Source organism: Pseudomonas sp. Pseusp10 (assembly GCF_059492225.1).
Map to the genome: position 1 here is coordinate 4,256,382 of NZ_CP168528.1, position 20,733 is coordinate 4,277,114.

17 protein-coding genes are annotated in these 20,733 nt (G+C 59.4%); 9 read left to right on the top strand and 8 right to left on the bottom strand.

The window, feature by feature from the left end:
- Positions 1-24: 24 nt before the first annotated feature.
- A complete protein-coding gene (locus ACEN8Z_RS19110; protein WP_495595259.1) occupies positions 25-1,305 on the bottom strand; it encodes a serine/threonine transporter in 1,281 nt (426 codons plus the stop codon).
- Positions 1,306-1,682: 377 nt separating this feature from the next.
- On the opposite strand from ACEN8Z_RS19110, the gene ACEN8Z_RS19115 reads away from it, so the two are divergent.
- The 5 genes from ACEN8Z_RS19115 (at position 1,683) to ACEN8Z_RS19135 (ending at position 5,926) form a co-directional block, all read left to right on the top strand.
- Complete coding sequence (locus ACEN8Z_RS19115; protein WP_495595260.1) at positions 1,683-2,066, top strand: tautomerase family protein; 384 nt, start codon at positions 1,683-1,685, stop codon at positions 2,064-2,066.
- A 29-nt stretch (positions 2,067-2,095) separates the two neighbouring features.
- Positions 2,096-2,683 (top strand): TetR/AcrR family transcriptional regulator, encoded by a 588-nt coding sequence (locus tag ACEN8Z_RS19120; RefSeq protein WP_495595261.1) that lies wholly within the window; start codon positions 2,096-2,098, stop codon positions 2,681-2,683.
- A gap of 125 nt (positions 2,684-2,808) precedes the next feature.
- Positions 2,809-3,774 carry a 2-hydroxyacid dehydrogenase gene (locus ACEN8Z_RS19125; protein WP_495595262.1) on the top strand — a complete coding sequence of 322 codons (966 nt, stop codon included), beginning with the start codon at positions 2,809-2,811 and terminating at the stop codon, positions 3,772-3,774.
- A gap of 144 nt (positions 3,775-3,918) precedes the next feature.
- Positions 3,919-4,986, top strand: coding sequence for a phosphotransferase family protein (locus ACEN8Z_RS19130; RefSeq protein ID WP_008004615.1), 1,068 nt, complete (start codon positions 3,919-3,921; stop codon positions 4,984-4,986).
- Positions 4,987-5,158: 172 nt separating this feature from the next.
- Positions 5,159-5,926: an SDR family oxidoreductase gene (locus ACEN8Z_RS19135; protein WP_008004617.1), complete on the top strand. Its 768-nt coding sequence runs from the start codon at positions 5,159-5,161 to the stop codon at positions 5,924-5,926.
- Between the two features lie 89 nt (positions 5,927-6,015).
- Here ACEN8Z_RS19135 and ACEN8Z_RS19140 read toward each other — a convergent pair whose 3' ends face one another.
- From ACEN8Z_RS19140 to ACEN8Z_RS19165, 6 genes are all read right to left on the bottom strand, one after another.
- Positions 6,016-8,310: a hypothetical protein gene (locus ACEN8Z_RS19140; RefSeq protein WP_495595263.1), complete on the bottom strand. Its 2,295-nt coding sequence runs from the start codon at positions 8,308-8,310 to the stop codon at positions 6,016-6,018.
- A gap of 771 nt (positions 8,311-9,081) precedes the next feature.
- Positions 9,082-10,203, bottom strand: coding sequence for a helix-turn-helix transcriptional regulator (locus tag ACEN8Z_RS19145; protein WP_495595264.1), 1,122 nt, complete (start codon positions 10,201-10,203; stop codon positions 9,082-9,084).
- 204 nt (positions 10,204-10,407) lie between these two features.
- Positions 10,408-11,301: a sigma-70 family RNA polymerase sigma factor gene (locus ACEN8Z_RS19150; RefSeq protein ID WP_495595265.1), complete on the bottom strand. Its 894-nt coding sequence runs from the start codon at positions 11,299-11,301 to the stop codon at positions 10,408-10,410.
- Positions 11,302-11,304: 3 nt separating this feature from the next.
- Positions 11,305-11,739 carry a carboxymuconolactone decarboxylase family protein gene (locus ACEN8Z_RS19155; RefSeq protein WP_495595266.1) on the bottom strand — a complete coding sequence of 145 codons (435 nt, stop codon included), beginning with the start codon at positions 11,737-11,739 and terminating at the stop codon, positions 11,305-11,307.
- Between the two features lie 94 nt (positions 11,740-11,833).
- Positions 11,834-13,117, bottom strand: coding sequence for a Zn-dependent hydrolase (locus ACEN8Z_RS19160; protein WP_495595267.1), 1,284 nt, complete (start codon positions 13,115-13,117; stop codon positions 11,834-11,836).
- 151 nt (positions 13,118-13,268) lie between these two features.
- The gene (locus tag ACEN8Z_RS19165; RefSeq protein ID WP_495595268.1) at positions 13,269-14,753 is read right to left on the bottom strand and encodes an NCS1 family nucleobase:cation symporter-1; all 1,485 of its coding nucleotides are present in this window, start codon (positions 14,751-14,753) and stop codon (positions 13,269-13,271) included.
- A 541-nt stretch (positions 14,754-15,294) separates the two neighbouring features.
- Here ACEN8Z_RS19165 and hydA point away from each other — a divergent pair.
- The 3 genes from hydA (at position 15,295) to preA (ending at position 19,540) form a co-directional block, all read left to right on the top strand.
- On the top strand, positions 15,295-16,734 hold the full coding sequence (gene hydA, locus ACEN8Z_RS19170) for a dihydropyrimidinase (RefSeq protein ID WP_495595269.1): 1,440 nt from the start codon (positions 15,295-15,297) through the stop codon (positions 16,732-16,734).
- A 163-nt stretch (positions 16,735-16,897) separates the two neighbouring features.
- Positions 16,898-18,265, top strand: a complete 1,368-nt coding sequence (locus ACEN8Z_RS19175) for an NAD(P)-dependent oxidoreductase (RefSeq protein WP_495598163.1) — start codon at positions 16,898-16,900, stop codon at positions 18,263-18,265.
- Positions 18,266-19,540, top strand: coding sequence for an NAD-dependent dihydropyrimidine dehydrogenase subunit PreA (preA, locus tag ACEN8Z_RS19180; protein ID WP_126046084.1), 1,275 nt, complete (start codon positions 18,266-18,268; stop codon positions 19,538-19,540).
- 70 nt (positions 19,541-19,610) lie between these two features.
- On the opposite strand, the gene ACEN8Z_RS19185 is transcribed toward preA, so the two are convergent.
- A complete protein-coding gene (locus ACEN8Z_RS19185) occupies positions 19,611-20,231 on the bottom strand; it encodes a TetR/AcrR family transcriptional regulator (RefSeq protein WP_008003535.1) in 621 nt (206 codons plus the stop codon).
- A 135-nt stretch (positions 20,232-20,366) separates the two neighbouring features.
- Here ACEN8Z_RS19185 and copC point away from each other — a divergent pair, with 135 nt between their 5' ends.
- On the top strand, positions 20,367-20,732 hold the full coding sequence (gene copC / locus ACEN8Z_RS19190) for a copper homeostasis periplasmic binding protein CopC (RefSeq protein WP_442096513.1): 366 nt from the start codon (positions 20,367-20,369) through the stop codon (positions 20,730-20,732).
- Position 20,733 lies beyond the last annotated feature (1 nt).

A 20,733-nucleotide genomic window follows, 5' to 3' on the forward strand; every position in this document is an offset into this window, starting at 1 on the left:
GCACTGCGCGAGCAGGCCGGTCGATCACGCGCTCAAGGAATAGATCAACGCGGTAATCGCCACCAGACCCACCGCCGTCACGAAGACGTTGGACGCCTGACCGCGATAGCGTGCCATCGCCGGTACCTTGCGGATGGCGTACATCGGCATCAGGAACAGGATCGCCGCGATCACCGGGCCACCCAGGGTTTCAATCATGCCGAGGATGCTCGGGTTCAGCGTGGCGACGATCCAGCACACCACCAGCATGAACGCGGCGGTCATGCGATCCAGGGTCTTGGCGGACGGACGCTTGCCGCTCTTGACGATCAGGCCCTTGAGGCCTTCGCTGGCGCCGATGTAGTGCCCCAGGAACGACTTGGAAATGGCCACGAAGGCAATCAACGGCGCCGCGAAGGCGATGGTCGGATTGCTGAAATGGTTGGCCAGGTACGACAGGATCGACAGGTTCTGCGCCTTGGCTTCAGCCAGTTGCGCTGGCGACAGGGTCAGCACGCAACTGAAGACGAAGAACAGCACCATCACCACCATCAACAAGTGGGCGCGGGACAGGATCTGCGAGCTGCGCGCCTCGGCGTGCTCCCCGTAGCGACGCTTCTGGTCCACGGCGAACGCCGAAATGATTGGCGAGTGGTTGAACGAGAACACCATCACCGGAATCGCCAGCCACAGGGTGTGCAACAGCGCCGACGGTGCCGGCACGCTGCTGGCGGTGGTCAGGATGCCGCCGTTCCAGTGCGGAACCAGGTACACCGCCAGAAACAGCAACGCGACGATGAACGGGTAAACCATCAGGCTCATGGCCTTGACGATCAATTGCTCGCCGCAACGCACCACCGCCAGCAGGCCGAGGATCAGCACCAGCGACAGCACGGCGCGCGGCGGCGGCATGATGTGCAGTTGATGCTCGAGGAAACTACCCACGGTGTTGGTCAGGGCCACGCTATAGATCAGCAGGATCGGGAAAATGGCGAAGAAGTACAGCAAGGTGATCAGCGCACCGGCCTTGATCCCGAAATGCTCTTCCACCACTTCGGTGATGTCGGCGCCTTCGCGACCGGACAACACGAAACGGGTCAGCCCGCGGTGTGCGTAGAACGTCATCGGAAACGCCAGCAACGCCAGGATCAGCAGCGGCCAGAAACCGCCCAGGCCGGCATTGATCGGCAAAAACAGGGTTCCTGCACCAATCGCCGTGCCAAACAGGCCCAGCATCCAGGTGGTGTCTTGGCGATTCCAGCTCGAAAGTGTCGCTGTTGTCGCTGCTACATAGCGTTTGTTGACGCTATTGGCCTGATCATTCATCCGGTGGGATCTCCACATTCCGGTCACTTGCCACCCGGCCAGGACGCGTCGGAATACCCGACAGGCAGCGCCCGGCCGAAACAGGGGCGCGATTCTGGAGGATTAGTGAGCAGAAGCAAAGACTTAGGTGAGGAACGGTGGTACCAGATTGACGAAAAACCCCTTGTAGGAGCGAGCCTGCTCGCGATTACCTTGGCACATCCAACATTTACGTTGGCTGACACACCGCTATCGCTAGCAGGCTCACTCCTACAGGGTTCTACGACGCGCTCAGAGGTGGGGCTGCCTGCGCTTCATCGCCAAAGCACGTGCGATACTTGATAAAGGTCTACCATCATGTATTTTTAACCGACCTGCATTCCTTCTGGAGTCTTCCCATGCCATTGGTTCGCGTCGACATCAAAAAACATCAGGACCCCACCCGCGCCAAACGCATCGGCCAACTGATCTATGCCGCCATGCACAGCACCATCGGTGTGCCGCAGAACGATAATTTTCAGATACTCGCCGAGCACGATGAGCAGCATTTCATCTTTGACCCCGGTTATCTGGGCATCAACCGCACGGACCAACTGGTGGTGATCCAGATCACCATGAGCGAAGGACGAACCGTCGAGCAGAAAAAACTCCTCTACAAAACCATCACCGAAAGCCTTCATGCAGAACTCGCGGTGCGTCTGGAGGACGTTTTCATTAATCTGGTGGAAGTGAAAAAAGAGAACTGGTCGTTCGGCAACGGGATTGCCCAATACGCCCTCTGATGTTCAACCTGCAGCCCCGAGAGTGACCCATGCCCCGAGTTTCCCGCAAACAAGCCGACCTCAACCGCGAGACCATCGTCGATGCCGCCACGCGGCTGTTTCGCGAACGCGGCCTGCACGGGATCAGTGTTGTCGATGTGATGGCCGCTGCGGGCCTGACCCACGGCGGCTTCTACGGGCACTTCGAATCCAGGGAAGCCCTGGCGCAAGAGGCCAGCGGCCGGGCTTTCGAGCAGGCCGCGCAACGCTGGCAAGCAAGGGTGGCTGACAATGACAGCAAGGACGCCGCCCGCCGCGCCATGGTCGAAACGTACCTGTCCAGCGAAAGCCGGGACAATCCGGGCGACAGTTGCCCGGTGGTGGCCTTTGCCGGGGACATGTGCCACGAGGCTGCCGAGAGCGGTTTGCGTCAAACCTATATGCAAGGCCTGAACAACTTGCTCGGCTCGCTGGGTTCGCTGCTCGACACCGAGGACGAAGCCGACAAACGGCAGCAGGCGCTGGTACAGTACTCGATGATGTTCGGTGCGCTGATGTTGTCCCGGGCGACCCGCGGCGATCCGTTGTCGGATGAGTTTCTCGAAGCCGTCCGGGCCGCTCTCATCCCGCCGAAGTAAAGCGACCTCAAGCCGCGCAATAAAGGATCGCAGGCTGCGATCGCTGGTGGTTGCCAAGCTATCCTGAAATCAGCAATCTCAAGAGACATTCGAGCCGATTTTTCGATGCCCACAGGAAGCCAAGCATGCCTGTAACCGTTCTGGTACTGGTTGAAACCATCAATGATTACCTGCCCATCCTCGAACATCAGGGTTTCCACCTGATTCTCGCCCCGACACCCGCCGAGCGCGCCGAAGCCATCGCCCGGCACGCCGGGCAGATCGACGCCGTCCTCACCCGTGGCCCATTGGGGCTGTATGCCGATGAAATCGCCGCGCTGCCCAACCTCAAGATCATCTGTGTGATCGGCGCCGGCTATGAACACGTCGACCTGCAGGCCGCCGCCGACCGGGGCATCACCGTCACCAATGGCGCCGGGGTCAACGCCTCGTCCGTCGCCGACCATGCCATGGCGCTGCTGCTGTCGCTGGTGCGCGACGTGCCTCGCTGTGATGCCGCCGTACGGCGCGGCGAATGGCCGAAAATCATGCGCCCTTCCCTCGCCGGCAAACGCCTGGGCATCCTCGGTCTCGGCGCGGTCGGCATGGCCATCGCCAAACGCGCCGCCAACGGCTTCGACATGAGCGTGTGCTACCACAATCGCCAGCATCGCAGCGATGTGCCCTACACGTTCTGCTCGACGCCAACCGAATTGGCGCGCGCGTCGGACTTTCTGATCGTCGCCACGCCTGGCGGCCTGGGCACCAGGCACCTGATCAATCGCCTCGTGCTCGACGCGCTGGGCCCCGATGGGTTTATCGTCAACATCGCCCGGGCCAGCGTGATTGTCACCGCCGACCTGATCGCCGCCCTGGAGCAACGCCGGATCGCCGGTGCCGCGCTGGATGTATTCGACGCCGAACCAAAGGTACCGGATGTGCTCAAGACCCTGAACAACGTGATCCTCACGCCCCATGTCGCCGGGCTGTCCCCGGAAGCCACCCAGGGCACCGTCGAACTGGTGGGCAAGAACCTCGTGGCGTTTTTCTCCGGCCAACCGGTGCTCACGCCGATCGACTTGCCGCCGGCCATGAGCCGGGTCGCTCATTGATGGCAATTCAAACAGCTGTATCAAAAACAATGATTGGCCGGCAACACGCTCACCTATAAGAGCCGATCGCGGTTGTGGGTGCGGGGTGTGCGCATTAGATTAGCCAATAGTTTCAGGCCTCCAGAATAAGCAGAAGGGATAAGCATGGCGCTTACTGACCAGTCCACCCGTATCCGCACCGGCGAAGAGCTCGATGCCAGCCTGATCGATCCGTACCTCAAGGCCCATATTCCGGGGCTCAGCGGTTTGCCACGGATCAGCCAGTTTCCGGGCGGCGCTTCAAACCTCACCTACTTGCTGGAATATCCCGAACAGGAATTCGTCCTGCGTCGCCCGCCCTTCGGCCACAAGGCCAAGTCGGCCCACGACATGGGCCGTGAATTCCGCATCCTCAATCAACTGCGCGACGGTTTTCCGTACTGCCCGAAAGCCTACGTGCACTGCACCGACGAATCGGTAATCGGTGCCGAGTTCTATGTCATGGAACGGGTCAATGGCATCATTCTGCGCTCGGACCTGCCGCCGGAGCTGGGCCTGGACTCGGCGAAAACCGAAGCCCTGTGCAAGAGCTTCATCGACAAGTTCGTCGAACTGCACCAGGTCGATTACAACGCTTACGGCCTGGGTGACCTCGGCAAACCCGAAGGTTACGTGGCGCGGCAAATCAAAGGCTGGAGCGATCGTTACGAAAAAGCCCTGACCCCCGATGCGCCACAATGGGAAACGGTCAAGGCCTGGCTCAACGACAAGATGCCGGCCGACCATCCGACCTCCAGCATCGTGCACAACGACTACCGCTTCGACAACGTGATCCTCGACCCGAACAACCCGATGCAGATCATCGGCGTGCTCGATTGGGAGCTGACCACCCTCGGCGACCCGCTGATGGACCTGGGCAACACCCTCGCCTACTGGATTGAAGCCGATGATCCGGCGCCGGTGCAGATGATGCGCCGCCAGCCAAGCCACGCGCCGGGCATGCTGACCCGCCGCGAGTTCGTCGATTACTACGCCGAACGCTCGGGCATCCGCATCGACAATTTCGACTTCTACTACACCTACGGCCTGTTCCGCCTGGCCGGCATCGTGCAGCAGATCTACTACCGCTTCTACCACGGCCAGACCCAGGACAAACGCTTCGCGCAGTTCATTCACATGAACAAGCTGCTGGAGCAGATGAGCCTGCAGGTCATCCAGAAATCCAGCCTGTGACCCTGATTCTGTTCGATGACACACAACCCCCTGTAGGAGCGAGCCTGCTCGCGAAGGTCTTTAACGATAACGCCCGTTCACTGACCAAACGCAGCAAGCCGCCCCTACCAAACTGCATCAGCGACACCCCCGGCATTTGACTCGATAACAAGACTTTTTATAAAGGAATCCCATGTCCAAGACTCAGTTGTTCGACCTCGACGGCAAGATCGCTTTCGTCTCCGGCGCCAGCCGTGGCATTGGTGAAGCCATCGCCAAATTGCTGGCTCAACAAGGCGCCCACGTGATCGTGTCGAGCCGCAAGCTTGAAGGCTGCCAGCACGTGGCCGACGCTATTATCGCTGCCGGCGGCAAGGCCACCGCCATCGCCTGCCACATCGGCGAAATGGAACAGATCAGCCAGGTCTTCGCCAGCATCAAGGAACAGTTCGGCCGTCTCGACATCCTGGTCAACAACGCCGCGACCAACCCGCAGTTCTGCAACGTGCTGGACACCGACCTCAGTGCTTTTCAGAAAACCGTCGACGTCAACATTCGCGGCTACTTCTTCATGTCCGTGGAAGCCGGCAAGCTGATGCGCGAAAACGGTGGCGGCAGCATCATCAACGTGGCCTCGATCAACGGCGTTTCGCCGGGGATCTTCCAGGGCATCTACTCGGTGACCAAGGCGGCGGTGATCAACATGACCAAGGTATTCGCCAAGGAATGCGCGCAGTTCGGGATTCGTTGCAATGCCCTGTTGCCGGGTTTGACCGACACTAAATTCGCCTCGGCACTGGTGAAAAACGAAGCCATTCTGAACACCGCTTTGCAACAAATTCCGTTGAAGCGGGTGGCGGATCCGAGTGAGATGGCGGGGGCGGTGCTTTACCTCGCCAGCGATGCTTCGAGCTATACCACTGGGGTTTCGTTGAATGTGGATGGTGGTTTCCTGTCCTGATTCTGTTTGCGAATAAAAGAAAGGCAGCCGATCAGGGCGATTGGCTGCCTTTTGTTCACACTGTTACCACCGGTCGCTCGGCAATCAAATCAAGCTGGCCGGCTAATAAACTCAACCTTCTCCCTTGCCGAATATTCTGATGAATAATCAAAGAAAACCGTCTGTTCTGGTTTATGGTTAACTCCCGCCGCCAAGAGCCAACTCACCATGCCGCCAGAGGCATCAAACCATTTGTTTAAATGTGGAGAAAATAAATACTCTCCCTGCGTACCATCGACATATATGCGGGAGACTCCAGATGAAACCTCCACGCGAAGGTAATAGGGATTTACCCTTGAAATAGTTTGAACCCCGGATATTTCTTTATCATCTAAAAAGTATTTCGCAATAATTTTCCTGCTAACTGGCAAAGCCAGCATCGTATCAAGCCCTGCCATAGCAAGTCCGAGCTCAAATGTCCCGTGTTTTGCAGAGGGACTACTCACATCCCAATAATAAGTCGCTGTATCTATATTCAGATTCGGTGTCACGCTTAAGTCCTGCGCCACAATACCGTCCCCTCTAATCCAGCGCAAACTCACTAAAGTACCATCCAAAGGGCTTCCCGGCTTAGGAATTAACGTAATTACGCGCTTTGAATTTTTCAGATAGGGAACTTCATTACTGGATACGTCAATGCCATCAATTTTAACGACAGCCTCATCCGCCAGATTGTTCGACAGCAACTTGCTGACCGCAATTTTTACTGGAATAGACATTCCCTCCCCTACCACAGAAATCTCGAAGGTGCCGCTACTGTTATATCCAGTCAACTGCCAACGCCAATTGGGTCCTCCTACCCCCCCAAATGGCGGTGCACTTTGTATATCGCCTTCGGATAGCCCCTGTAAGAGCTTACAAGTCAACGTAATATTGCGTCCGGCGATTGGACTGCCCGGCTTAGGGAGCAGCGTAACTTCCTGAGCCTGCCCCCTTATGAATACATTTCCACGGGAAGGGACACTTTTCCCACCAATCTTCACCTCAACCTCATCTGCCAGATTGTTCGACAGCAACTTGCTGACAGCCAAGGTAATCGGTGTGGTCATGCCCTTGCCCGACAAGGCCAATTGGAAGGTGCCGCTTTTGGTGTTCCCGGTCACTGCCCAGCTATGGGTAGTTGGCTCACTGCCGAAGGCCGGTGCGCTCACCACGTTGGCAACATCGAGGCCGCTTTTAATCGCACAGGTCAGCTTGACCGGAAGGCCGGCCAGCGGACTGCCTGACTTGGGATTCAACGTCACCGTTTGCGCCTTGTCTCGGTAAAACCAATTACCCCCGGCAGGCACGGCGACGCCGTCAATCTTCACATCTGCCTCATCCGCCAGATTGTTCGACAGCAACTTGCTGACGGCCAAGGTAATCGGTGTGGTCATGCCCTTGCCCGCCAACGCCAACTGGAAGGTACCACTTCTGGTTTTCCCGGTTACTGCCCAGGTATACGTGGAGGTTCGCTCACTGCCAAAGGCCGGTTCACTCACCACGTCGGCTGCACCAAGGCCACTTTTGACAGTACAGGTCAACGTCACCGGAAGGCCCCACAGCGGGCTATCTGAACGGGGGATCAACGAAACCGTTTGCGCCTTGTCCCGGTAAAACCAATTACCCCCCGCAGGCACGGTGCCGTAGTCAATCTTCACGTCTGCCTCATCCGCCAGATTGTTCGACAGCAACTTGCTGACAGCCAAGGTAATCGGTGTGCTCATGCCCTTGCCCGCCAACGCCAACTGGAAGGTGCCACTTCTGGTTTTCCCGGTTACTACCCAGCTGTAGGTGGTTCGCTCACTGCCAAAGGCCGGTGCACTCACCACGGAGATACCGAGGCCACTTTTGATTACACAGGTCAGGGTGACTGGAAGGCCGGCCAGCGGGCTGTTGGGTTTAGGGATCAACGTCACCGTTTGCGCCTTGTCCCGGTAAAACCAATTACCCCCGGCAGGCACGGCGGCACCGTCAATCTTCACGTCTGCCTCATCCGCCAGGTTGCTCGAAATCACCAGGCTTCGGTGCTCCCACGGCACCAGCACTTCCCTGCTGAAAAACACCAGGGTGATACGACCGCTCTTGCCAGTGTCCGGCGTAATCTTCCAAGTGAACTTGCCATTAACGGGAGCCACCCACGCGCCAAATTCCGGCGATGCAACAGTTTCCAAACCGCCATTGTCAGCCAGCCCCAGGTTGAGCGCCCTGGCGATCACGGGTGGAGCCTCCACCGTCACTTCGTTCTCCTGCCCGCGGAGCAAAACGAGTTCCGCCCTCCATTCCACTTTCTTGCCGTTGATAAACAACGTGGCTTGTTCCCAAGGACTTGGTGCAGCGGTTGCATCTTTTAATTCGGTGCTCATGACGACGTTTCCTTTTCAGCGATGGACATAAAAAACAGTCCATGAACTATCAGGAAAAATCGATGCGCCGAAAACTATCATAAATGACAGGTTTATCAGTGAAAAAATATATACTCTTCACTAAACTGGAAATACCAGGTAGCAGACAGTGTCAGAAAAGACAGTAAACACGATCAGCCAGCAATAAAAACCGACCACCTGATACCAACTTTTAGCCGATTTACCATTCAGCATGGCCGCGCCGTTCAACAACGCGGCCGTCACACTGGCTTACTGGGTAATACACCGAGTCGTGGTGGTGAGTCGGGTCACCTGCCCGTCTTCGCCCCGTACATCGCCCAGGACATCGGTTTTATCCATGGCCTGGCAGGTGCGTTCAGGAGGGGGTGGAGTGACTGTTGGAGGTGGGGGCGGACTGGAGCAGCCGCCGAGAATCGCTGCGCAGAATGCGAGCGGTGCAAAAACGCGTTTCCCAAGAGTGTTCATAGGTTGACCCGCGATAAGTGATCGACACATTTTTGTGACAACAAAACCCGCGCGTAAAGTCCACACACCTGTCACAAAAATAAAAAATTGCGAATCACTCATGCCCCAGCCGGTGGTCAACGCCAGTAAAAGCTGGCAGTTCTTACATCACCGGATCAGGGCGCCGACCAATTGCGAAAGGGTGCGAAGGTGACTTGAAGTCACCTGCCGTACTTCCTCAGCCCAGGAGCCGATCCACCGGGGAGACACATGAATGTGCACCCTGCGATTTAGTGCATTTGCACCCTATTGCTGCCCCTTTGACCGCCACTCACTCAAGAACAGTCCCCGCTCCCGCGCCCAGACAATCGCCTCGCTGCGGCTGTGTACACCGAGCTTGGAATACACCGCCGCCACATGGTTGCGCGCGGTGTTAGGCGCGAGTTTCAGGCGCGCGGCGATTTCCTTGTCGGCCAGGCCTTCGCATATCAGGCCCAGCACATCGCGCTCACGGGCGGTCAGGTCGGTGAAGGACACACGGGGCAACTTCGGTGAATTGACGTTCTTCACGTTGGCCAGTTTTTCGATCAGCGTGCGGCTGAACCATTTGGCGTCCTTCATTGCTTCCTCGATGGCCGACACCAGTTCCAGCTCGGTGCGCTTGCGCTCGGTGATGTCCATCAGCACCAGCAGGTAGCACGGGTTGCCCTGAATGTTCACAGTGTCCGCCAACACGGTGCAATCGATCAGCCTGGCGTCTTTGCGGCGTACGCGCACATCAATGCGGTTCAGGCTGCCGGTTTTCTCCAGCGCGGAGAACAGCCAGATGCGCGCGTTTTTATCATCGATGAAATCGATCTGCGCAACGCTGATCCCAAGCACTTCCTCACTGGGAAAACCCAGGGTATCGAGGAACGCTTCGTTGACATCCAGCACCCGTTGATCAGCCGCGCCACACAGCAGAATCGGCACCGGGGACAGACGAAACGCTGTGGCGAAGCGTTGCTCGGCGCTGGCCCGATCGGTGACATCGTCCATGATCAACACCAGCGATTCCGGTTCGCCACGGCTGTCAGCCAATACCAGGCTGCGCACGCGATGGACCCAGGTACGCGCTTCGTCCGCCGCCGACGTCACCTCCACCAGCACATCGCTGAACGTCTCGCCACGGGCCACCCGGTTGATCGGATAGCTGTCGGCAGGCACGACGCCACTATTGAGATAACGCAGGGCAAAGCGTTTGGCATAGGCCTTGGCATTGCTGCCCAGATCGCTGATTTGCGCTGCGCCGTGCATGGCCAGCGCGGCGTCATTGGCCCACAGTATGTTCTGGTCGGGATCCAGCAGAATCACTCCGTCGGACAGACCGGCGATGATCTGCCTCAGCTGGCGGCGATTGGTTTCCGTGGCCTGGACGTCCTGGCTCATTGCGTCTCCACAAGTAGGGTGACCCTGTAGGGTACGACCTCCGGTTTTTTGGATAGTGCAACGAACATTGTGGGAGCGGGCTTGCTCGCGAAAGCGGTGGACCCGTCGACATTTATCTCACCTGACACACCGCTTTCGCGAGCAAGCCCGCTCCCACAGCAATCGCCATCATTTTCGGAACGCTCACGGCCGGTGGTCGTTTGACTAGTGCACGTTCAACGACGCCTCCAGACCCGCCAGCTTGTCCGGATTACGCATGATGAAAACCCGATTCACCCGCCCCGTCTCGTCGAAACCAAACGTCACCGACGCGTTGATAACACCATCGGCCTTGATGATGACACCTTGAGCACCATTGATCTCAATGGGCAGCCATTCACACGTTTGCCAATAGGCGTGCAACGACTGGCCAATGAAATCCAGCACGCTTGCGATGCCAACCAGCGTTTCACGGATCGCCGAAGCCTTGCCGCCGCTGTCGGCGCAGAGTTCGACGTCTTCGCAGAGCATCGCGCTCAAGTTCGCCGTGGAGCCACTGGCGATGGCATTGTGGAAGGCGCTCAGCAACTGGTTTTGGCGCACAGGTTCCGGTTGATAGCGGGTTTGCGCACTGCCCAGACTCGCCTTGGCCCGAGACACCAGTTTACGGCAAGCGGCTTCCTGCACCCCGACCGCATCGGCGACCTGCGGGTAATCCATGTCGAAGATTTCGTACAGCAGGTACGCCGCGCGTTCCTTGGGTGTCAGCCGCTCCAGCAACAACACGAACGCGGTGGACAGCGACGAAGCCAGTTCATGCATGTGCTCGGGTGAATCCTGATGGGCCGTGTGGATCGGCTCCGGCAGCCAGGTACCGATGTAATCCACCCGGGACTTGTGCGCCGACCGTAGCAGGTCGATGCAATGGCGGGTGCAAGCGGTGGTGAGCCAGGCGGCCGGCGTGGTGATGGAGGCGCGATCGGCCTCCAGCCACTTGATGAACAACTCCTGCACCGCATCCTCGGCTTCGGCGCGCGAGCCGAGGATGCGATAGGCCAGACCGAGCAAAAAGGGCCGACGCTGCTCGAACACAGTGGCGGCGTTTTCAGCGGAGTTCATCAATCAGTGCCTCGACACCTGCAAGCGGTTCCACAGGTTGATCATGCCGATCTCGGCCGTCAAGGCGCCGATCTGCCCATCGCTGAAATGCGCCCTCAGCTCACCGCGCAGGCTGGCGTAATCGGTTTTGGCATCCAGCACCGTCAAGGCTTCGGTCCACGCCAGCGCGGCGCGCTCAGAAGGGCTGAAATCACTGACGTGACGCCAGACGATCAGGCGATCCAGACGCTCGTTGGTTTCGTTGGCCTCACGGGCTTCGCGGGTGTGCATCTTCACGCAGAAACCGCATTGGTTGATTTGCGAGGCGCGCAGGTGGATCAAATGCTTGAGGGCTGGATTGAGATCTTGTTGATCGAGAACGACATGGACCTGGGTCAGGCTTTCGAAAACCTGTGGAATCGATTGCAGCAGATTGACCGCTTGGGTGTTGGACGACATCGTGTTGCTCCACTGATTGAGGGGTTCAGCAGGATGACGATTGAGGATTGCGCTTTGTGACGTGCGCTGAATCATTCAGCGCACGTCACTCGTTTCAATCAGCCAACTCGCCCTTCGCCACCGCCGCCGAAGCAGCCAGCATCGCCCGCAACAGCACCGCACAGCCGGCGGCCAGGTCATCCGGCGCGGCGTTTTCGATTTCGTTGTGGCTGATACCGCCTTCGCACGGCACGAAGATCATCCCGGCCGGGCCGAGCTCGGCGAGGAAGATCGCGTCGTGCCCTGCTCCGCTGACGATGTCCATGTGCGACAGGCCCAGGCCTTGGGCAGCGCCGCGCACGGCTTCGACGCAGCCCTTGTCGAAGTACAGTGGCGGGAAGTCGGCCGTCGGCGTGAGCTCGAAGGTCAGGCCGTGTTCGTCGCAGGTGGTTTCGATGACTTCGCGCACTTCGGCGATCATCGAGTCCAGGCGCGCCGGTTCCAGATGCCGGAAGTCCAGGGTCATGCGCACTTCGCCGGGGATGACGTTGCGCGAGCCGGGATAGGCTTGCAGGCAACCGACGGTGCCACAGGCATGGGGTTGATGGCTGAGGGCGGCGCGGTTGAGCGCACCGACGATCACCGCGGCGCCGACCAGGGCGTCCTTGCGCAGGTGCATCGGGGTCGGGCCGGCATGGGCTTCGACGCCGCGCAGTTTCAGGTCGAACCATTTCTGCCCGAGGGCGCCCATGACCACGCCGATGGTCTTGCGTTCGTCTTCCAGGATCGGACCTTGCTCGATGTGTGCTTCAAAGTAGGCACCGACTTTGTGGCCGCTGACTTTGCGCGGGCCGGCGTAGCCAATGGCATTCAGTGCTTCACCCACAGTCACGCCATCGGCATCGACCTTGGCCAGGGTTTCTTCGAGGGTGAATTTTTCGGCGAACACGCCGGAGCCCATCATGCAAGGGGCGAAGCGCGAGCCTTCTTCGTTGGTCCAGACCACCACTTCCAGCGGTGCTTCTGTTTCGATGTTCAGGTCATTGAGGGTGCGCAGCACTTCGACGCCGGCCAACACACCGAAGCAGCCATCGAACTTGCCGCCCGTGGGCTGGGTGTCGATGTGGCTGCCGGTCATCACCGGTGGCAGGTCGGGATTGCGCCCGGGGCGGCGGGCGAAGATATTGCCGACGGCGTCGATGCTGACGGTGCAGCCAGCCTCCTGACACCATTTGACGAAGATGTCCCGGGCCTGGCGGTCGAGATCGGTCAGGGCCAGGCGACACACGCCGCCCTTGACCGTGGCACCGAGTTTGGCCAGCTCCATGAGCGATTGCCACAGGCGGTCGCGGTTGATGTACTGATGGCTGGACTGCAGAACGTCTACGGCCGCGTTCATGATGATCTCCTCAGGCTGTTCTTATGGATTTCTTCAGGTGTTTCTTCGGTGGACTCAAAGCCCTCATCGCGAGCAAGCTCGCTCCCACATTGGATCTCCAGTGTTTACAGATCCCCTGTGGGAGCGAGCTTGCTCGCGATGGGGCCAGTGCTCACACCGCAGATTTCGCGACGGACGGACTCGGCCGCACCACACTCACCCCGTAATAAATCAGCCCCCCAAGGGCCGAGCCGGTGAACCAGCCGTAGCTGTAGAACCAGCTGAAGACATCGCTGCCCAGGGACAGCAGCGTCAACACCACCGGCACGCCGAACGCGATGAAACCGCTCCAGTTCCACGCCGGATAGACGTCATCGCGGTACAGGCCGGCAAGGTCCAGTTGCTGTTTCTTGATCAGGAAATAGTCCACCACCATGATCCCCGCAATCGGGCCCAGCAGGCTGGAATAGCCGAGCAACCAGTTGGAATAGACCGTTTCCAGGCTGAGGTCGGAAACGATCAGGCCGAGCTTTTTCAGCAGTTCATGGGCCATCAGCGCCAGCCCGACCAGCCCGGTGAGCATCACCGCCTTGGTCCGGTTGATCGCCTTGGGTGCGATGTTCTGGAAGTCGTTGGTCGGCGATACGATGTTAGCCGCAGTGTTGGTCGACAGCGTGGCGATGATGATCAGTGCCATGGCCAGCGCCACCCAGACCGGACTCTGGATATGGCCGATCAGGGTCACCGGATCGGACACCGTCACGCCCACCAGCTTCACCGAGGCGGCGGTCATCACCACGCCCAGTGAGGCAAACAGGAACATGGTCAGTGGCAAGCCGATGATCTGCCCGACAATCTGGTCCTTCTGGCTTTTCGCGTAGCGGCTGAAGTCGGGGATGTTCAGGGACAACGTCGCCCAGAAGCCGACCATCGCCGTCAGCCCGGCGGCAAAGTAACTGGCTACGCTGGCACCTTCGGGGCGTTTGGCGGGGATCGCCAGCAATTCAGTCATCGATACGTTGGGCATCGCCCACACCAGCAAACCGGCGCCCACCGCCACCAGGAGCGGGGCCGACAGGGTTTCCAGCCATTTGATCGACTCGGCGCCGCGAATCACCACCCACAGGTTCAGCACCCAGAACACCATGAAGCCGATGACCTCGCCGGTGCCACCCAGGGATTTCCAGCCCTCGAACACCGAGCCGAGGAACAGGTGAATCGCCAGCCCGCCGAACATGGTCTGGATGCCGAACCAGCCACACGCCACCAGGGCGCGGATCAGGCACGGAATGTTGGAACCGAGCACGCCGAAGGACGAGCGCAGCAACACCGGAAAGGGAATGCCGTACTTGGTGCCGGGAAAGGCGTTCAGGGTCAGGGGAATCAGTACGATGATGTTGGCAAACAGAATCGCCAGCAGCGCTTCGCCAACCGTCAGGCCAAAGTACGCAGTCAGCACGCCACCGAGGGTGTAGGTCGGCACGCAAATCGCCATGCCCACCCACAGCGCGGTGATGTGCCATTTGTTCCAGGTGCGCTCGCGCACCTTGGTCGGTGCAATGTCGTGGTTGTAACGGGGACTGTCGAGGACGTCGCTGCCGGCTTCCAGCTCGAACAAGCCGTCGCGCTCGGTCACTTGCGATCTGATCTGTTGCATGGCCGCTCCACTGTTCTTTGAATTATTTTTTGCTCATCGGGGGCTGGCGGCATCAATAAACGTGCCGGGTGCCCCGCTTGCGCATCGGGCAGTTCCATAAACACAATGTAACTAACTGATGTTTATCAGTTTTATTCGCTGACTCGACTACTTATCAGGCCACTCAGGCCGAATGCCAGGCAAGTTGTCCGGACAGTCAGGACTCAAACTGGTGCGTTGATCTTTTTTCAATGGCTGCGCATCAACCATAGACCATACTCAAACAGCTGATTTCACATAAGAAATCTTGACTATTTTTCGATCCTGTCAAGTGCGTCAAAATGGTGAGGTCGCTCACCATTTTGGTGATTCTTGTATTTAAACGTTAAATATCAATCAGTTAATAACTGCATAAGCTTATAAAAAATATTCTTGCCGATTCGAATAACTGCAGCTAGCGTTTAATCCTGACAGCATTGACAGGAATACACCTGTTGACGCTGGCGTCATATAAAACATCTAGAACCGGCATTAGCCGGTCATTGCCTGCGAGGAACTCGGAATGTCTCTGTTGATCCGTGGCGCCACCGTTATTACCCATGATGAAAGTTATCGCGCCGATGTGTATTGCGCAGACGGCGTGATCCAGGCCATCGGCGACAACCTCGATATTCCTGCAGGGGCCGAAGTGCTCGACGGCAGCGGCCAGTACCTGATGCCCGGTGGCATCGACCCGCACACGCATATGCAACTGCCCTTCATGGGCACGGTGGCCAGCGAAGACTTCTACAGTGGCACGGCGGCGGGACTGGCCGGCGGCACCACGTCGATCATCGACTTCGTGATTCCCAATCCGCAGCAGTCCTTGCTCGAAGCCTTTCATCAGTGGCGCGGCTGGGCCGAGAAGTCGGCGTCGGACTACGGTTTTCACGTCGCCATTACCTGGTGGAGCGAACAGGTCCGCGAGGAAATGGCCGAGCTGGTCAGCCAGCACGGCGTCAACAGCTTCAAGCATTTCATGGCCTACAAGAACGCGATCATGGCCGCCGACGACACCTTGGTGGCGAGTTTCGAACGCTGCCTGGAACTGGGCGCGGTGCCGACCGTTCACGCGGAAAACGGTGAACTGGTGTATCACCTGCAACGCAAGCTGATGGCCCAGGGCATCACCGGGCCGGAAGCGCATCCGCTGTCGCGGCCGTCACAGGTTGAAGGCGAAGCGGCGAGCCGGGCGATCCGCATCGCCGAAACCCTGGGTACGCCGCTGTACCTGGTCCATGTCTCGACCAGGGAAGCACTGGACGAAATCACCTACGCCCGGGGCAAGGGCCAGCCGGTTTACGGCGAAGTGCTGGCCGGGCACCTGCTGCTGGACGACAGTGTCTACCGCCATCCGGATTGGCAAACTGCAGCCGGCTACGTGATGAGCCCGCCGTTCCGCCCTCGCGGCCATCAAGAGGCGCTCTGGCATGGCCTGCAATCGGGCAACCTGCACACCACCGCCACCGACCACTGCTGCTTCTGCGCCGAGCAAAAAGCCGCTGGCCGCGACGACTTCAGCAAGATCCCCAACGGCACTGCCGGCATCGAAGACCGCATGGCGGTGCTGTGGGATGAAGGCGTGAACACCGGACGCTTTTCGATGCAGCAATTCGTCGCCCTGACGTCCACCAACACGGCGAAAATCTTCAACCTCTACCCACGCAAAGGCGCGATCCGCGTCGGTGCCGATGCCGATCTGGTGCTGTGGGACCCGCAAGGCACGCGGACCATATCAGCCAAGACCCACCATCAGCAGGTGGACTTCAACATCTTCGAAGGCAAGACCGTGCGTGGCGTGCCGAGCCATACCATCAGCCAGGGCCGGGTGGTATGGGCCGATGGGGATTTGCGGGCCGAGCGTGGGGCCGGGCGCTACGTCGAACGGCCGGCGTACCCGGCGGTGTTTGATTTGCTGAGCAAGCGGGCCGAGTTGAATCAGCCGGTTGCCGTGAAGCGCTGAAAGCGGCCTTCGGCCTATCGCGGGCAAGCCCGCTCCCACAGGGATCTCGGGTGTCCACAAAACCTGTGGGAGCGAGCTTGCTCGCGATGAGGCCCGCACTGACAACACAAAAAAAACAATGCCCATCAGAGGCAACACCTCAAATAACCGTGAGGCCAACACCGTGATCAAGACCCTGGACCACCTCCCGCATCCCCATGAGAATGCGGCCGCCCTCGCCGGCCATTTCACCGATCTGGCGCCTCCGCTCAACGAGCGCCAGGCCCACCTCGAAGCCTCGCGCTGTCTGTATTGCTACGACGCGCCCTGCGTGAATGCCTGTCCGAGCGAGATCGACATTCCCTCGTTCATCCGCAACATCCAGCAAGACAACGTGCAAGGCGCTGCGCAGAAAATCCTCTCGGCCAACATCCTCGGCGGCAGTTGCGCCCGGGTTTGCCCGACGGAAATTCTTTGCCAGCAAGCCTGCGTGCGCAACAACGCTCACGAATGCGCGCCGGTCATGATCGGCCTGTTGCAACGCTACGCCGTGGACAACGCACATTTCAGCACTCACCCGTTCCAGCGCGCTGCCGCCACCGGCAAACGCATCGCCGTGGTTGGCGCGGGTCCAGCCGGTTTGTCCTGTGCCCACCGCAGCGCCATGCACGGGCACGACGTAGTGATTTTCGAGGCGCGGGACAAAGCTGGCGGCCTCAATGAATACGGAATCGCCAAATACAAACTGGTGGATGACTATGCGCAAAAGGAGCTTGAGTTCCTGTTGGAGATCGGCGGGATCGAAATCCGCCACGGGCAGAAACTCGGGGAGAACCTGACCCTCAGCGAACTGCATCAACAGTTCGATGCGGTGTTCCTCGGCCTCGGGCTCAATGCCAGCAAACAACTGGGCCTGGCCCACGAAGACGCGCCCGGCCTGCTCGCAGCCACCGACTACATCCGCGAACTGCGCCAGGCCAATGACCTGACCCAACTGCCCTTGGCCGACCACTGCATCGTCCTCGGCGCAGGCAACACTGCCATCGACATGGCCGTACAAATGGCCCGCCTCGGCGCCCGTGACGTGAACCTGGTGTACCGGCGCGGCGCCGAAGACATGGGCGCCACCCATCACGAGCAGGACATTGCCAAGGCCAATCAGGTGCGGCTGATGACCTGGGCGCAACCCGAAGAAGTGCTGCTCGATGACCACGGCCGTGTGCGCGGCATGCGTTTCGCCCGCACCCATCTGGTCGAAGGTCGTCTGCAAACCACCGGTGAAACCTTCGAACTGGTCGCCGACGCGATCTTCAAAGCCATCGGCCAGGCCTTCGACGGCAACGCCCTCGCCGATCCGCTGGCCCGTGAGCTCAAGCGTCAGGGCGAGCGCATCGAAGTCGATGAACAGCTGCGCACCAGCATCCCCGGCGTGTATGCCGGCGGCGACTGCACCAGCCTCGATCAAGACCTCACCGTGCAAGCCGTGCAGCATGGCAAGCGCGCCGCCGAGGCGATCAATGCTCAACTGATGCTTAACGTGGAGGCTGCGTAAATGGCCGATCTGTCGATTGTCTTTGCTGGCATCAAAGCACCCAATCCATTCTGGCTGGCCTCCGCGCCGCCGACCGACAAGGCCTACAACGTGGTCCGCGCCTTCGAGGCCGGCTGGGGCGGCGTGGTCTGGAAAACCCTGGGGGAAGACCCGGCGGCGGTGAACGTGTCGTCGCGCTACTCGGCGCACTTCGGGGCGAACAGGGAGGTGCTTGGTTTTAACAACATAGAGCTGATCACCGACCGCTCGCTGGAGATCAACCTGCGGGAAATCACCCAGGTCAAAAAGGACTGGCCGGACCGCGCGCTGATCGTGTCCCTGATGGTGCCCTGCGTCGAAGAGTCGTGGAAACACATCCTGCCACTGGTTGAAGCCACTGGCGCCGACGGCATCGAACTGAACTTCGGTTGCCCCCACGGCATGCCGGAGCGCGGCATGGGCGCGGCGGTCGGCCAGGTGCCGGAATACGTGGAACAGGTCACCCGCTGGTGCAAGACGTATTGCTCGCTGCCGGTGATCGTCAAGCTGACGCCGAACATTACCGACATCCGCGTCGCCGCCCGTGCGGCCCACCGGGGCGGTGCCGATGCGGTGTCGTTGATCAACACCATCAACTCGATCACCAGCGTCAACCTCGAACGCATGGTGGCCAACCCCATGGTCGGCAGCCAAAGCACCCACGGCGGATACTGCGGCTCGGCAGTCAAGCCGATTGCCCTGAACATGGTCGCCGAAATCGCCCGTGACCCACAAACCCAAGGCCTGCCCATCAGCGGCATCGGCGGCATCGGCAACTGGCGCGACGCTGCGGAATTCATCGCCCTGGGCAGCGGCGCGGTGCAAGTGTGCACGGCGGCGATGCTGCATGGCTTCCGGATTGTCGAAGACATGAAGGACGGTTTGTCACGCTGGATGGACAGTCAGGGCTACGCCAGCGTTTCGGAGTTTTCCGGCCGCGCGGTGGGCAACACCACGGACTGGAAGTACCTGGATATCAATTACCAGGTGATCGCGAAAATCGATCAGGAGGCCTGCATTGGCTGTGGTCGTTGCCATATCGCTTGTGAGGACACCTCGCACCAGGCGGTGGCCAGCCTCAAGCAAGCGGACGGCACTCACAAGTATCAAGTGATCGATGAGGAGTGCGTGGGCTGCAACCTGTGCCAGATCACCTGCCCGGTGCAGGACTGTATCGAGATGGTGCCGGTGGAGACTGGCAAGCCGTTCCTGGACTGGAATCATGATCCGAGGAATCCGTATCACGTTAGCCCTTGAGGCCAGCTGCGCCTGAACTGACGCCATCGCGAGCAAGCTCGCGATGGCGTCAGCCGGTACAACACAGACCTCAAGGCTCCAACCCAATCCCCCGCAAAATCACACTGGTCACCGTCTGCACTGCCTTCTCGAACTGCATGTCCGACAGCGGCTGATGGTCGTTGAGAATATTCACCTGGTGATCGAAGTCGGCGTAGTGCTGGGTCGAGGCCCAGATCATGTACAGCAGGCTCGAAGGCTCCACCGGCAGGATGCGTTTGTCGTCCACCCACTGGCGGATTTTCGCTTCCTTCATCTTGGCCCAGTCGTACAGGCTCGCATCCAGCGCTGCGCCGAGGGTCGGCGCGCCATGGATGATTTCGTTGGCCCAGACTTTCGAACCATAAGGCCGGCTGCGGGAATGGTTCATCTTGGCGCGGATGTAGCTGCTGAGCACCACGCGCGGGTCATCGAACATCTCGAAACACAGCGCGTCCTGCTTCCAGACTTCCAGCAAGTCGAACAGTACGGCGCTGTACAGTTCGGTCTTGGTGCTGAAGTAGTAATGCAGATTGGAACGCGGCAGTTGCACTTCAGCAGCGATGTCGGCCATGGCGGTGCCGCCGAAACCTTTTTCAGCGAAGACCTTTTCCGCCCCCAGCAGAATTTTCTCGACGTTACTGCGACGAATCTCGATCTTGTGATTGCCCATGCCGATCCCCGACAACAACGTTGAGCAAGACTAGCATCCGCTCTGGACTGCGGCGACAAAGGAAAACGAAACTTCGTACAGCCGCTGTCGTAAAGCTAAACTCTGCGCACTTGGAAACTACCTGAGGTACCCACGATGCTACTGAAGAAAACCCTGACCGTCGCTGCCCTGCTCGGCTCGCTGCTCGCCGCGTCTTCGGTGTTTGCCCACGCACACCTGAAAAGCCAGACACCGGCCGCCGACAGCACCGTCGCCACGGCAACGGAGTTGCGCCTGGAGTTCTCCGAAGGCGTCGAAGCCAGCTTCACCAAAGTCACGCTGACCAGGGACGGCGCACCGGTAGCGGTAAAAGCGCTGACCACCGAAGGCAGCGACAAAAAGACCCTGATCGTCACCCCGGCCGCGCCGTTGACCGCCGGCGCCTACAAAGTCGAATGGCACGCCGTGTCGGTCGACACCCACAAAAGCGAAGGTGCCTACGCCTTCAAGGTTGGCCAGTAAT

What these genes read in the sequence shown, in the direction of transcription:
- ACEN8Z_RS19110 (WP_495595259.1), bottom strand. Translation starts at nt 1,305, where the DNA reads ATGAATGATCAGGCCAATAGCGTCAACAAACGCTATGTAGCAGCGACA.
- ACEN8Z_RS19115 (WP_495595260.1), top strand. Translation starts at nt 1,683, where the DNA reads ATGCCATTGGTTCGCGTCGACATCAAAAAACATCAGGACCCCACCCGC.
- ACEN8Z_RS19120 (WP_495595261.1), top strand. Translation starts at nt 2,096, where the DNA reads ATGCCCCGAGTTTCCCGCAAACAAGCCGACCTCAACCGCGAGACCATC.
- ACEN8Z_RS19125 (WP_495595262.1), top strand. Translation starts at nt 2,809, where the DNA reads ATGCCTGTAACCGTTCTGGTACTGGTTGAAACCATCAATGATTACCTG.
- ACEN8Z_RS19130 (WP_008004615.1), top strand. Translation starts at nt 3,919, where the DNA reads ATGGCGCTTACTGACCAGTCCACCCGTATCCGCACCGGCGAAGAGCTC.
- ACEN8Z_RS19135 (WP_008004617.1), top strand. Translation starts at nt 5,159, where the DNA reads ATGTCCAAGACTCAGTTGTTCGACCTCGACGGCAAGATCGCTTTCGTC.
- ACEN8Z_RS19140 (WP_495595263.1), bottom strand. Translation starts at nt 8,310, where the DNA reads ATGAGCACCGAATTAAAAGATGCAACCGCTGCACCAAGTCCTTGGGAA.
- ACEN8Z_RS19145 (WP_495595264.1), bottom strand. Translation starts at nt 10,203, where the DNA reads ATGAGCCAGGACGTCCAGGCCACGGAAACCAATCGCCGCCAGCTGAGG.
- ACEN8Z_RS19150 (WP_495595265.1), bottom strand. Translation starts at nt 11,301, where the DNA reads ATGAACTCCGCTGAAAACGCCGCCACTGTGTTCGAGCAGCGTCGGCCC.
- ACEN8Z_RS19155 (WP_495595266.1), bottom strand. Translation starts at nt 11,739, where the DNA reads ATGTCGTCCAACACCCAAGCGGTCAATCTGCTGCAATCGATTCCACAG.
- ACEN8Z_RS19160 (WP_495595267.1), bottom strand. Translation starts at nt 13,117, where the DNA reads ATGAACGCGGCCGTAGACGTTCTGCAGTCCAGCCATCAGTACATCAAC.
- ACEN8Z_RS19165 (WP_495595268.1), bottom strand. Translation starts at nt 14,753, where the DNA reads ATGCAACAGATCAGATCGCAAGTGACCGAGCGCGACGGCTTGTTCGAG.
- hydA (WP_495595269.1), top strand. Translation starts at nt 15,295, where the DNA reads ATGTCTCTGTTGATCCGTGGCGCCACCGTTATTACCCATGATGAAAGT.
- preA (WP_126046084.1), top strand. Translation starts at nt 18,266, where the DNA reads ATGGCCGATCTGTCGATTGTCTTTGCTGGCATCAAAGCACCCAATCCA.
- ACEN8Z_RS19185 (WP_008003535.1), bottom strand. Translation starts at nt 20,231, where the DNA reads ATGGGCAATCACAAGATCGAGATTCGTCGCAGTAACGTCGAGAAAATT.
- copC (WP_442096513.1), top strand. Translation starts at nt 20,367, where the DNA reads ATGCTACTGAAGAAAACCCTGACCGTCGCTGCCCTGCTCGGCTCGCTG.